This is a genomic window from Curtobacterium sp. MWU13-2055 (genome assembly GCF_023242305.1).
Lineage (GTDB): Bacteria > Actinomycetota > Actinomycetes > Actinomycetales > Microbacteriaceae > Curtobacterium.
On the sequence record NZ_JALLIO010000004.1, the window covers coordinates 59,554 to 71,319 of the forward strand.

14 protein-coding genes are annotated in these 11,766 nt (G+C 70.8%); 8 read left to right on the top strand and 6 right to left on the bottom strand.

Annotated features, from left to right (window positions below):
- Positions 1-19: 19 nt before the first annotated feature.
- Both M4960_RS10415 and M4960_RS10420 read left to right on the top strand, forming a co-directional pair.
- Complete coding sequence (locus M4960_RS10415; RefSeq protein WP_123294094.1) at positions 20-1,504, top strand: aminopeptidase P family protein; 1,485 nt, start codon at positions 20-22, stop codon at positions 1,502-1,504.
- Positions 1,505-1,513: 9 nt separating this feature from the next.
- On the top strand, positions 1,514-2,002 hold the full coding sequence (locus tag M4960_RS10420; RefSeq protein ID WP_159571561.1) for a GNAT family N-acetyltransferase: 489 nt from the start codon (positions 1,514-1,516) through the stop codon (positions 2,000-2,002).
- Positions 2,003-2,033: 31 nt separating this feature from the next.
- Here M4960_RS10420 and M4960_RS10425 read toward each other — a convergent pair whose 3' ends face one another.
- Positions 2,034-2,951 carry a general stress protein gene (locus tag M4960_RS10425; protein ID WP_131921592.1) on the bottom strand — a complete coding sequence of 306 codons (918 nt, stop codon included), beginning with the start codon at positions 2,949-2,951 and terminating at the stop codon, positions 2,034-2,036.
- Between the two features lie 83 nt (positions 2,952-3,034).
- On the opposite strand from M4960_RS10425, the gene M4960_RS10430 reads away from it, so the two are divergent.
- The 5 genes from M4960_RS10430 (at position 3,035) to M4960_RS10450 (ending at position 8,379) form a co-directional block, all read left to right on the top strand.
- Complete coding sequence (locus M4960_RS10430; protein WP_111084991.1) at positions 3,035-4,354, top strand: magnesium transporter MgtE N-terminal domain-containing protein; 1,320 nt, start codon at positions 3,035-3,037, stop codon at positions 4,352-4,354.
- 52 nt (positions 4,355-4,406) lie between these two features.
- Positions 4,407-4,907, top strand: a complete 501-nt coding sequence (locus M4960_RS10435) for a DUF1003 domain-containing protein (protein ID WP_111085044.1) — start codon at positions 4,407-4,409, stop codon at positions 4,905-4,907.
- Positions 4,900-6,060 (top strand): P-loop NTPase, encoded by a 1,161-nt coding sequence (locus M4960_RS10440; protein ID WP_248704195.1) that lies wholly within the window; start codon positions 4,900-4,902, stop codon positions 6,058-6,060. The genes M4960_RS10435 and M4960_RS10440 overlap by 8 nt, the downstream gene beginning before the upstream one ends.
- A gap of 10 nt (positions 6,061-6,070) precedes the next feature.
- A complete protein-coding gene (locus M4960_RS10445; RefSeq protein ID WP_248704196.1) occupies positions 6,071-6,919 on the top strand; it encodes a bifunctional 2-polyprenyl-6-hydroxyphenol methylase/3-demethylubiquinol 3-O-methyltransferase UbiG in 849 nt (282 codons plus the stop codon).
- A 167-nt stretch (positions 6,920-7,086) separates the two neighbouring features.
- Positions 7,087-8,379 carry a carbohydrate-binding protein gene (locus tag M4960_RS10450; RefSeq protein ID WP_248704197.1) on the top strand — a complete coding sequence of 431 codons (1,293 nt, stop codon included), beginning with the start codon at positions 7,087-7,089 and terminating at the stop codon, positions 8,377-8,379.
- A gap of 80 nt (positions 8,380-8,459) precedes the next feature.
- Here M4960_RS10450 and M4960_RS10455 read toward each other — a convergent pair whose 3' ends face one another.
- On the bottom strand, positions 8,460-8,834 hold the full coding sequence (locus tag M4960_RS10455; RefSeq protein WP_111084987.1) for a twin-arginine translocase TatA/TatE family subunit: 375 nt from the start codon (positions 8,832-8,834) through the stop codon (positions 8,460-8,462).
- Positions 8,835-8,898: 64 nt separating this feature from the next.
- Here M4960_RS10455 and M4960_RS10460 point away from each other — a divergent pair, with 64 nt between their 5' ends.
- The gene (locus M4960_RS10460) at positions 8,899-9,531 is read left to right on the top strand and encodes an O-methyltransferase (protein ID WP_123294100.1); all 633 of its coding nucleotides are present in this window, start codon (positions 8,899-8,901) and stop codon (positions 9,529-9,531) included.
- 2 nt (positions 9,532-9,533) lie between these two features.
- Here M4960_RS10460 and M4960_RS10465 read toward each other — a convergent pair whose 3' ends face one another.
- The 4 genes from M4960_RS10465 to M4960_RS10480 form a co-directional block, all read right to left on the bottom strand.
- Positions 9,534-10,082 carry a PIN domain-containing protein gene (locus M4960_RS10465; protein WP_248704198.1) on the bottom strand — a complete coding sequence of 183 codons (549 nt, stop codon included), beginning with the start codon at positions 10,080-10,082 and terminating at the stop codon, positions 9,534-9,536.
- A 2-nt stretch (positions 10,083-10,084) separates the two neighbouring features.
- On the bottom strand, positions 10,085-10,585 hold the full coding sequence (locus M4960_RS10470; RefSeq protein ID WP_248704199.1) for a helix-turn-helix domain-containing protein: 501 nt from the start codon (positions 10,583-10,585) through the stop codon (positions 10,085-10,087).
- 42 nt (positions 10,586-10,627) lie between these two features.
- Positions 10,628-11,356, bottom strand: coding sequence for an AAA family ATPase (locus M4960_RS10475; protein WP_194648242.1), 729 nt, complete (start codon positions 11,354-11,356; stop codon positions 10,628-10,630).
- Between the two features lie 127 nt (positions 11,357-11,483).
- A complete protein-coding gene (locus M4960_RS10480; protein ID WP_017887054.1) occupies positions 11,484-11,654 on the bottom strand; it encodes a DUF3117 domain-containing protein in 171 nt (56 codons plus the stop codon).
- Between the last annotated feature and the right edge of the window lie 112 nt (positions 11,655-11,766).

Sequence of the window (11,766 nt, forward strand, 5' to 3'; positions counted from 1 at the left end):
GCGGTGCGATGATGGGGGCATGGCCGACACGACTCCCCGCGCGACGAGCAACCGATCCACGACCCCCGGGTCCTCGACCTTCAAGGACTTCATCGGGTCGCAGTGGGCCGACCGCGAGCAGACGATCCCCGAGCCCCGCGAGCAGGCCGCCTTCGCTGCCGAGCGTCGGGCCCGCATCTCCGAGCTGCACCCGGGCCGCACGATCGTCGTCCCCGCCGGACAGGCCAAGGTCCGCTCGAACGACTGCGACTACCCCTTCCGCCCGCACTCCACGTTCGCGCACCTGACCGGGTGGGGCACCGACACCGTCGTCGGCTCCGTCCTCGTGATGACGCCGAACGGCTCCGGGCACGACGCCACGCTCTACTTCCGTGCCACGGCCGGTCGTGAGTCGGAAGAGTTCTACGCGAACCCCGAGATCGGCGAGTTCTGGGTCGGCCCGCGTCCCTCGCTCGACGCCGTCGCCGCCGACCTCGGGCTGGCCACGGCCGACCTCGGTGCCTTCTCGGACGTCGCCGACGGGCTCGACGCCTCGGCGCTGCTCGTGCGCGAGGCCGACGACGACCTGACCCGCACCCTCGACGCACGACTCGGCAGCGCCGTCGGCGGCGCGCCGGAGACCGACGACGCACCGGCGACCGACGACGTCCTCGCCCGCGACCTGTCCGAGCAGCGCCTGGTGAAGGACGCGTACGAGGTGGGCGAGCTCCGCAAGGCCGTCGACGCGACGAAGCACGGCTTCGACGACGTGATCGCCGACTTCGACGCCGTCCTGGCACACCAGCGGGGCGAGCGCATCGTCGAGGGCACCTTCAACCGCCGGGCTCGTGCCGACGGCAACACGGTCGGCTACGACACGATCGCCGCCTCGGGCCACCACGCCTGCATCCTGCACTGGACCCGGAACGACGGCGCCGTGCAGCCGGGTGACCTGATCCTCATCGACGCCGGGGTCGAGGTCGACTCGTTCTACACGGCCGACATCACCCGCACGCTGCCGGTCAGCGGCACGTTCTCCCCCGTGCAGCGCATGGTCTACGACGCCGTGCTCGAGGCAGCAGACGCCGCGTTCGCCATCGTCAAGCCGGGCATCACGTTCCGCCAGGTGCACGCCACCGCGATGGAGGTCATCGCCCGCAAGACCGCCGAGTGGGGCTTCCTGCCCGTCTCGGCGGAAGAGTCGCTCGAGCCGGACAACCAGTTCCACCGCCGCTACATGGTGCACGGTACGAGCCACCACCTCGGCCTCGACGTGCACGACTGCGCGAAGGCCCGTCGCGAGATGTACATCGACGGCGTCGTGCAGCCCGGCATGGTGTTCACGATCGAGCCCGGCCTGTACTTCCAGCAGGACGACCTGACGGTGCCCGAGGAGTTCCGCGGCATCGGTGTCCGGATCGAGGACGACATCCTGGTCACCGAGGACGGGGCCGAGAACCTGTCGATCGGCATCCCCCGGACCCCCTCGGAAGTGGAGGGGTGGATCGCCCGCTCCGGCCGCTAGCCTGAGCGGGTGACGACGCCCGACGCCTCCACCGACTCCCGCACGCCGCAGTTCTCGATCGAGGTCGAGCACTTCGACTCCCCCGACGCGCAGCGGCTCCGGGCCGCGCAGCGCCTGGAGATCGACCGTGCCTACGGCGGCGACACCGAACCCGGCGAGAAGCCGACGGCGGACTCCATCGCGGTGTTCTTCCTGGCGCGCGACGAGGCCGGCACTCCGCTGGCGTGCGGGGGACTGCGGGTCGTCGACGACGGCATCACCGAGATCAAGCGCATGTACGTCCGGCCGGAGTCCCGCGGCTCGGGTGTGGCGGCCGCGCTGCTGCGCCGGCTCGAAGAGGCCGCGCTCGACCTCGGGTCACCGGCGCTCGTGCTCGAGACGGGGAACGAGCAGAAGCGCGCCGTCGGGTTCTACGAGCGCGAGGGCTTCACGCGCATCGCCAACTTCGGCCCCTACATCGGAGCCCCGCTGTCGATCTGCTACTCGAAGGTGCTGTAACCCGAGCACACCGGCCCCGAGCACGCAGGCGTCAGGGGCGCTCGTCGCCCTTCGGGGACGACGGGGTCGACGAAGACGACGGTGCCGGCGGCGTCGCACCGGGCACCCGCTCGCCGTACTGCGGCGGGTCCTGCGGACGACGCTCGGGGATCGCCGGCCCACCCGAGGTGGGTCGGTCGGCGGGGGCGGCAGCGGACGGGTCGGCGTTCTCGCCGTACCGGGGCCCGTCGTTCGTGCCGTACCGCGGCGCGCTCGACGCACCCGGCGCCGTGGGCGCATCCGTCTGCGCGCCGGGGGCCGACGTGCCGGGCTGCTGCGGGCCTCCTGGCTGCTGGTGGGGTGTGGCGTGTCCGCCGTACGGCGACTGCTGCTGTGGCGGGGCGGGACGCCACGGCTGCTGTCCCTGCACCGGTGCGCCGGGAGCGCCCTGCTGGGGCTGCTCGTTCCAGTGCGTGGACGGCGTCGCACCGTGCTCACCCAGGATCCGCTGCGCCTGACCGGTCAGCTGCGGGTTGACGACGATCTGGTAGTTCGTGGCGAGCACCTGGTGGACGCTCGTGAAGTCGCGCTGTCGCTTGGTGATCGCGAACGAGACGATGCCGTAGAGCATGCCGAACGCAGCACCGATGATCGCGGCGGCGAGGATCAGGCCACCGGAGCTCGGCGAGAACAGGGTGAGCACGATGCCGAAGAAGATGCCGAGCCAGAGACCGGACAGGGCTCCGGCGATCGCCGCACGGCCGTAGGTCATCTTGCCGGTGACGCGCTCGACGGTCTTCAGGTCGTTGCCCACGATCGAGAGCTGGTTGACCGGGAAGTCGGCGTCGGCGAGCTTCGCCACGACGCGCTGCGCATCGGGGTAGCTGTCGTACGTGCCGAGGACGTCGCCCTTGGGCAGCGTCGGGAAGGCCTGGGCGGTCCTGCCGGCGAAGGGACTCTGATTGCTCACACAGCCATCATTCACCGCGCACCTTGCAATCGCACGTGCACCGCCGGGGAAGCGCCAGCACGCAACCGACTACGCTGGGTCGGGTGAGCGCCACGAAGGTCTTCGTCGCCCGCCTCGCCGGGTGCTCCGTCTTCGACCCCGCGGGCGACCGCGTGGGCAAGGTCCGGGACGTCCTGGTGGTCTACCGCCGGGCCGATCCCCCGCACGTCGTGGGGTTGATCGTCGAGGTGCCGGGCAAGCGCCGCATCTTCGTCAGCGTCGGCCGCATCACCTCGATCGGTGCCGGCCAGGTCATCACCACCGGGCTCGTCAACATGCGCCGCTTCGAGCAGCGCGGCGGCGAGGTCCGGGTGATCGCCGAGATGCTCGGTCGCAAGGTGCTCATCAAGAACCAGCGCATCCGCGCCACCATCGAGGACGTCGCGATCGAGGACCGCGGGCAGGGCGACTGGGAGGTCGCGCAGCTCTTCCTCCGCAAGCCGAAGACCACCCCGTCGCCGTTCGGCAAGGGCCCGACGACGTTCGCGACGTGGAACGAGGTCACCGAGGACGAGCTCCCCGGCGAGGCCCAGTCCGCCGAGCACGTCATCGCGGCGTACTCCGACCTGGTGCCCGCCGACCTGGCGAGCACGCTGCTCGACCTGCCGGAGGAACGCCGGTTCGAGGTCGCCGAGGAGCTGCCCGACGACCGACTGGCCGACGTGCTCGAGGAGATGCCCGACCAGGAGCGCGTCGAGATCCTGTCGCGGCTCGAGGACTCCCGCGCGGCCGACGTCCTCGACCAGATGCAGCCCGACGACGCCGCCGACGTGCTCGCGCAGTTCTCCGACGAACGGAGCGAGGCGCTCCTGCAGCTCATGGAGCCGGAGGAGGCGCAGGACGTCCGCATGCTCCTGGAGTACGAGCCGGACACCGCCGGTGGTCTGATGACCACCGAGCCCGTCATCGTCTCCGCCGACGCGACCGTCGCCGAGGGGCTCGCACTCGTCCGCCGACACGACCTCGCCCCGGTGCTCGGTGCCGCGGTGTGCGTCACGCTGCCGCCGTACGAGCCGCCGACCGGTCGGTTCCTCGGGCTGGTGCACTTCCAGCGCATGCTCCGCTACCCGCCGAACGAACGGCTCGGCACGCTCATCGACCAGCAGACCGAGCCGGTCCGGGTCGACGCGAGCGCCGCCGAGGTCACCCGCGTGATGGCGACCTACAACCTGCTGTCCGTCCCCGTGGTCGACGACGCCCACCGCCTCGTCGGGGTGGTGACGATCGACGATGTCCTCGACCACGTCCTGCCGGACGACTGGCGAAGTCAGGGCGAGGGGGAACCCTCACCGCTTCCACGCCAACGCCCGCGCAAGACACCCGTGACGACGGGAAGGAGGACCACCCGTGGCCCGAACGGATGAGAACCGTCGTGATCGCGAGCGCTCCGACGTCCGCCTCGACTCCCCCAAGGGCATGCGCACGCGCGTGCTCCCGACCCGCCGTCGTGGCGGACGCGGTGACACGTTCGGTCGCGCGACCGAGGGCATCGCACGGGGCATGGGCACGCCGTGGTTCCTCATCGGCCTCACCCTGTTCTGTGTGGTCTGGATGGGTTACAACACCCTCGCGCCGAAGCCGTGGCAGTTCGACTCCGCCGCGATCGGCTTCACCGCACTGACCCTGGTGCTGTCGCTGCAGGCCTCGTACGCCGCCCCGCTCATCCTGCTCGCGCAGAACCGGCAGGACGACCGCGACCGCGTGCAGTTCGAGCAGGACCGGCAGCGTGCCGAGCGCAACCTGGCGGACACCGAGTACCTGGCGCGCGAGGTCGTCGCGCTCCGGCTGGCGATGCGCGACATGGCGTCGAAGGACTTCATCCGCGCCGAGCTGCGGTCCCTGCTCGAGGAACTCGACCGGCGCGACGCCGACGACGCCGGCTACGCGAACGAGCCCGGCAGCTCGACCCGTGGCTGACGCGGCTCCCGCCGACGAGCAGCTGGGCACGGCGGTCCTCGCTGCGCTCGGCCGCGTGATCGACCCCGAGATCCGTCGGCCCGTCACGGAGCTCGACATGATCCGTGGGGTCGACGTGCAGCCGGGAGGCGCGGTGCGCGTCGACCTGCAGCTCACGATCGTGGGGTGCCCCGCCGCCGACACCATCGAGCGCGACGTGCGCGTCGCCGCCGGTTCCGTGGACGGTGTGTCGTCGGTCGACGTCGACGTGTCGGTGATGGCCCCCGCGACGCGTGCCGCGCTGACCGAACGCCTGCGGGCCGGCCGGCCGAACGGCATCCAGTTCACGGCGGACTCGCTCACCCGGGTGATCGCCGTCACGAGCGGCAAGGGTGGTGTCGGCAAGTCGACGGTCACCGCCAACCTCGCCGTCGCGCTCGCCCGCCGGGGCCTGCGGGTCGGGATCGTCGACGTCGACGTGCACGGCTTCAGCATCCCCGGGCTGATGGGACTGACCGACGAGCACGGCGTCGCGCCGCGGCCGACCCGGGTGGACAGCATGATCCTGCCGCCCGTCGCCCACGACGTGAAGGTCGTGTCGATCGGGATGTTCGTCGACGACGCCTCCACCGCGGTCTCCTGGCGTGGCCCGATGCTGCACCGCACCGTGAACCAGTTCCTGACCGATGTGTTCTTCGGCGACCTGGACGTGCTCCTGCTCGACCTGCCGCCCGGTACCGGCGACGTCGCGATCTCGGTCGGCCAGCTCCTCCCCCACGCCGAGGTCCTGGTCGTCACCACGCCCCAGGCGGCCGCGGCCGACGTCGCCGAGCGCAGCGGGATCGTCGCACGCCAGACGGGCCAGCGGGTGATCGGGGTCATCGAGAACATGGCCGGGCTCGTGCAGCCCGACGGCTCGGTCCTGCACCTGTTCGGCGAGGGCGGTGGCGCCGGGACCGCCGCACGGCTCTCCCGGGGCCAGGACGCCCCCGTGCCGGTGCTCGGCAGCGTGCCGCTGTCCGTGCCGCTCCGCGAGGGCGGGGACACCGGCCTGCCGGTCGTGCTCGGCGCGCCGGAGGACCCCGCAGCCGTCGCCCTCGCCGCGATCGCCGACGGCATCACGACGATGGGGCGCGGACTGGCCGGGCGGAAGCTGGGTCTGTCGCTGTCCTAGGCTCGTCAGCATGAGCATGGATCACGTCAGCGTCGACTGGGACCGCGCCCGCGACACGAACCGGGCGAACTGGGACGACCGGGTGCCGATCCACGAGGGCGCCTACGCCGTCGACGAGCTGTCCGACCCGGCACACCGCTCCGACGTCGTGCGCGACGACCTGCCGGCGCTGACGCCGTGGCTGCCGAACGGCTCGCTCGCCGGCCTCGACGTCTGCCACCTGCAGTGCCACATCGGCACCGACACCGTGTCGCTCGCCCGTGAGGGCGCCCGGCTCACCGGGGTCGACTTCTCCCCCGCGGCGCTCGCCTCCGCCGCCGGCCTCGCGACGCGGCTCGGCCTCGACGTCACCTGGGTGGAGACCGACGTGCTCGACGCCCGCGCCGCGGTCACGGGCGACTTCGACGTCGTCTACACGAGCATCGGCACGATCTGCTGGCTCCCCGACCTCGACCGCTGGGCAGCGCAGGTCGCCGGCCTGCTGCGCCCGGGCGGGGTGTTCTTCATCCGCGACGGCCACCCCGCGCTCTACGGCCTCGACGAGACCGCCGACGAGCTCGTCACCCGGTACCGGTACTTCCCGGACGGCACCGCGCAGCAGTGGGACGACGCCGGCACCTACGCCGGCGACGGCACCGTGGCGAACACCCGCACGTTCGAGTGGCCGCACCCGCTGTCCGAGATCGTGAACGCCCTGCTCGGCGCCGGACTCCGACTCCGCCGCCTGGACGAGGGGCGCACGCTGCCCTGGCGCTTCAGTCCCCGCATGGAGGACACCGGCGACGGCTCGTGGGCGTGGCCCGACGCCGATCGCGACCGGGTTCCCCTGACCTACACGATCGTCGCCACCCGCGATTGACGACGGGCGCCTGCCATCCGCTCGGCGCGCGCCTGTACGTTCGTTCATGGACAGGTCGTTCCACCCCGGAGCATTATGCAAGGGCATTGCACAATGCCCTTGCGGAATGTGACCGCCTGGGCTCCACCCGCCGGACGACGACGTCCGGCCGAGGACAGGAGAACCGTGTGAACCAGAACACCCGAGTACGGATCGGCCTCGTGGCCACCGTCGCCGCAGTGATCGCCGGCGGATCCCTCGCCGCAGCACCGGCCATCGCCGCGACACCGTCGTGCGCGACCGCGTGGACCGCGTGGACCGCGTACTCCGGCGGTGCCACCGTCAGCGAGAACGGATCGAACTACACCGCGAACTGGTGGACGCAGGGCGACGACCCCGCGACGCACGCCGGGACGACGGGCAGCGGCCAGCCGTGGACGTCGACCGGCGCCTGCTCCGGCACGGGCACGGGCGGCGGGACCACTCCTCCCGGTGGGGGGACGACCACCCCCGGCACGGGCGGGAGCGGCGGCACGGCCAGCGGACTGGTGTTCAGCCCGTACAAGGACATCACCGTGAACCTCGACTGGAACACGAACGTCATGAACACCGCGGTCACCGGGACGCGGATCCCGGTGGTCGGCTCGAGCAACAGCCTGGTGTCGACCCGGGAGCCCGGCCTCAAGGCGCTCACCCTCGCCTTCGCGACCGGCACGTGCGGCAGCGAGAACTGGGGTGGCGTCGCGGCGGATGCCTTCGCGAACGCCAACATCCCGAAGCTCGATGCCGCGGGGGTGAACTACATCATCAGCACCGGTGGAGCCGCCGGTTCGTTCAAGTGCTCGGGCGCCGCACTGCAGTCGTTCATCGCCCGGTACGCGACCCCGCACATGATCGGCGTCGACTTCGACATCGAGAGCGGTCAGTCGGCCGCCGACGTGCAGAACCTCGTGAGCGCCGCAGCCCTCGCCCAGGCGAAGTACCCGGGCATGCGCTTCTCGTTCACGCTCGCGACCCTGGCCGCCAGCGACGGCTCGTACGGCGGGCTGAACAGCACCGGCGACGCCACCGTGAAGGCGATCAAGGCGTCGACCCTGACGAACTACACGATCAACCTCATGACGATGGACTTCGGCCGCGCGACCACCGCGAACTGCGTGCTCTCCGGCTCCACCTGCCAGATGGGCAAGTCCTCGATCCAGGCCGTCACGAACCTGCAGCACACGTACGGCATCGCGTCGTCGAAGATCGAGGTCACCCCGATGATCGGCGTCAACGACACCACCGACGAGGTCTTCACCCTCGCCGACGTCGACACCCTGTCCGCCTACGCGAAGGCGAACGGCCTCGCCGGGATCCACTACTGGTCGCTCGACCGCGACACGCCCTGCGCCTCGACGACGGCGTCGTCCACCTGCAGCTCCGTCCCGAGCGCACCGGCACTCGCCTGGACGGATCGTTTCCTCGCCGACCTGAAGTAGTCGTCACCACACCGAACACGGGAGGCCCGGTGCCAGCTGGCACCGGGCCTCCCGTCCGTCAGGTGGTCATGTGACGGGCGTCAGGTCGCTTCCGCGTCGAACGGTGGCGCTTCTCCCGCGGCCAGCGGCACGACGGGAGCCGTCGCGCGCACCTTGGAGGCGGTCACCTGCGCGGTCTGGACCGCGGCGGCGCTGCTGGCGCTACCGGAGTCGAGGAGCGCATCGCGGATGATCCGACGGGGGTCGTACTGTCGCGGGTCGAGCTTCTGCCACTCGATGTCGTCGAACTCGGGGCCCATCTCGTCGCGCATCCGCTCCTTCGCGGTGTCGGCGAACCGGCGGACGGCCTTCACGAACTCGGCCAACTTCTGGGCGTACATCGGCAGGCGCTGCGGCCCGAGCAGGAGCACGGCAATGATCCCGATGATCAGGATCTTGTCGAGCGGGATGTTCACGTGAGCGAGCCTAACCCGTACGGCTCCGATGCACCCCTAGAGTTGTCAACCGAACGGAGTGTGCGTGTCAGAGAAAGAGTCGAACTGGAAGTTCGCCGAGGACATCGTCTCGGAGTCCGAGGCGATCGCCCGCGCTCGTGAGCACTCCCTGGAGCTCGGTGTCGAGGCGATCTCGCCCGCGATCGGCGCGCAGATCGGTGTCATCGCCGCAGCCTCCCGAGCCACGAGCATCATCGAGATCGGGACAGGCCTGGGAGTCTCCGGGCTGTACCTGCTCGGCGGCGCGCCGGACGCGACCCTGACCACGATCGACGTCGAGGTCGACCACCAGCAGTTCGCCCGCGACGCCTACATCAGCGCCGGCACCGCCCCCGCACGCATCCGGCTCATCCCGGGCCGCGCGAACCAGGTGCTCCCCCGGATGAACGAGGCGTCCTACGACGTCGTCCTGGTCGACGCCGACCCCGAGCACGTCATCGAGTACGTCGAGCACGGGCTGCGGCTCGCACGCCTCGGAGGGACCGTCCTGGTGCCGCACGCCCTGTGGCGCGGACGCGTCGCCGACCCGGTCAAGCGCGACCGGGCGACGACCGACTTCCGGCTGCTGCTCACCGAGGTGTCGACGTCGGGGGCGGTGCGCAGTGCGCTCTCGCCGGCTGGTGACGGGCTGCTGCAGCTGACGAAGGTCACCGCCTAGCGTCAGAGGTACCGCCGGACGTCGACGGCGAAGCGTGGGACGCCCGCGCGACGGAGGGTGTCCAGGATGTCCTCGACCGACTGCGGCGGGTCCACGTAGTCCTCGGCGAGCTCGCGGAGGACCCGGGTCACGACGCCGGGGAACAGGTCGAGTTGGTCGAGCAGGAAGTCGTCCGGGTGGACCGTCTCGACGTCGAGTACAGCGAGTGATGCCGGCGGGAAGTCCCGCAGGTTGAAGGTCACGAGCACGTCCGCGCCGGCACGCACCGCGGCTGCGAGCACGTGGCGGTCCTTCGGGTCACACGTCAGCCCCTCGGCAAGATCCTCGTGGCCGGTGACGAGCGCATCCGGGAAGTACGTCCGCATCATCGACAACCGTCGGTCGATCCCGCTCGGCGAGACACCCGCCTCGACGGCGTTCCGCCGGACCTCGTCGAGGACCTGCTCAGACCACAGCGGCCGGAAGACCCCGTCATCGGCCAGTCGGAGCAGGAGGTCCGAGAGGGTGATCCCGTAGATCGCGCACGCGTCGAAGAACGCGGGGAACGCCACGGTCAGCGCTCCGCCGACCCGTCACCGCGCTGCTGACGTTCGAGCGCTTGGCCCTCCCGCGCGGCCTCGCGCAGCGCGCTGCGGCGTCGATTGCGGAAGTGGTCCTGGAACGACACCAGGTCCCGGAGCAGGACGCGCCGGTGCCGCCCGCGCCGCTCGAAGGAGATCGCGCCGTCCTCGAGGTACTTCACGAGCGTCGGACGCGACACCCCGAGGAATTCGGCCGCCTGCTGCGTGGTCATCTGCGTGTCGTTCCGAGCGACCGTGACCCCGCTCCCACTCGCGAGCGCATCGGCGACCTGCTCGAGGACCTCGAAGACCTCGGTCGGGATCGTCCGGACCCGTCCGTCCGGCGCTCGGAGCTCAGCCACGCCACCGGCGAGGGCCTCGCGCTCGATCTCGTGCAGGAGTTTCGCCAGCCCGACGAGGTCGTCGCGATCATCGCCCGGGAAGTACGTGCGGGATGCCGCGCGGCGGTCAGCGGGCTCGGTCGTGACGGTCATGCGACCAGCCTAAACGAAAGAACCGAAAGAACGCGTGGCCGGTCACTCGAGGTGCCGCAGGTACCGCTCCGGGGACTCGAGGAACGACCGCTGGTTGCGCACCAGGTCGAGGTCCTCCCACTCGGTGCGCCGGAACCCCCACTCGCCGACCTCGTGGATCGTCGCGCCGGGGAACGCCGCCAGGACCGGTGAGTGCGTCGAGAGCACGACCTGCCCGACCCCGCTGTCGACGATCGACCGCAGCAGCGCGATGAGCGTCAGACACCCGGAGAAGGACAGCGCCGACTCCGGTTCGTCGAGGATCCAGAGCCCCGGCCACTGCGCGCGGTCGATGACGAAGTCGAGGAACGACTCACCGTGGCTGCGCTCGTGGAACACCGGCTCGGGGCGGGAGTGGTTGGGATTGTCCTCGAGGTAGGTGAAGAAACCGTGCATGGTCTCGGCACGCAGGAAGAACCCGCCACGCGGCGCACCGAAGTCACGGCGGAGGACGATGTGCTGCCACAGCGACGACTCGGACGGACGCGTCGAGTGGTTCGCCAGGGTGGAGCCGCCCTCGGGTGACATGCCGAACCGGAGCGCGATCGCCTCGATCAGGGTGGACTTGCCGACACCGTTGTCACCGACGAACACCGTCACCGGGTCGAGGTCGAGCCCCTCGTCGAGCAGCTGTCGCACCGGGGGCAGCGTCGCCGGCCACACGTCGCGTGGCATCGGGTCCGGGTCGCGGTACTCCTCGACGCGGCGGATCGGCATGTGGGTCCTCGGCACGAGGCCATCCTGCCGGACGCGACCGACAGCGCGACGGGCGCGCACGCCGACGGCGCGGCGCCCCGGACGCAGACGACGGGCCCGGCGCGTACACGCTCCGGACCCGTCGTTCTGGTGCTTTCGACTACTAGGCCGAGACGACCTCAGCGAGTGCGTCATGGAGTTCCTTGGCCTCGGCATCGTTGACCGAGACGACCAGGCGGCCTCCTCCTTCGAGCGGAACCCGCACGATGATGAGTCGACCCTCCTTAACAGCCTCCATCGGCCCGTCACCGGTCCTCGGCTTCATGGCTGCCATCAGATGTCCCCTTTCGTGCAGTACATGCCCGCTCATTATCTCGTATTGATGGGGCAACTGCGAAACCGCCCAGGTTGGGGGTGTCGGATCGGCGGTTCTTCGCGGGTTCCGT

What these genes read in the sequence shown, in the direction of transcription:
- M4960_RS10470 (WP_248704199.1), bottom strand. Translation starts at nt 10,585, where the DNA reads ATGACCGTCACGACCGAGCCCGCTGACCGCCGCGCGGCATCCCGCACG.
- M4960_RS10445 (WP_248704196.1), top strand. Translation starts at nt 6,071, where the DNA reads ATGAGCATGGATCACGTCAGCGTCGACTGGGACCGCGCCCGCGACACG.
- M4960_RS10415 (WP_123294094.1), top strand. Translation starts at nt 20, where the DNA reads ATGGCCGACACGACTCCCCGCGCGACGAGCAACCGATCCACGACCCCC.
- M4960_RS10435 (WP_111085044.1), top strand. Translation starts at nt 4,407, where the DNA reads ATGCGCACGCGCGTGCTCCCGACCCGCCGTCGTGGCGGACGCGGTGAC.
- M4960_RS10480 (WP_017887054.1), bottom strand. Translation starts at nt 11,654, where the DNA reads ATGGCAGCCATGAAGCCGAGGACCGGTGACGGGCCGATGGAGGCTGTT.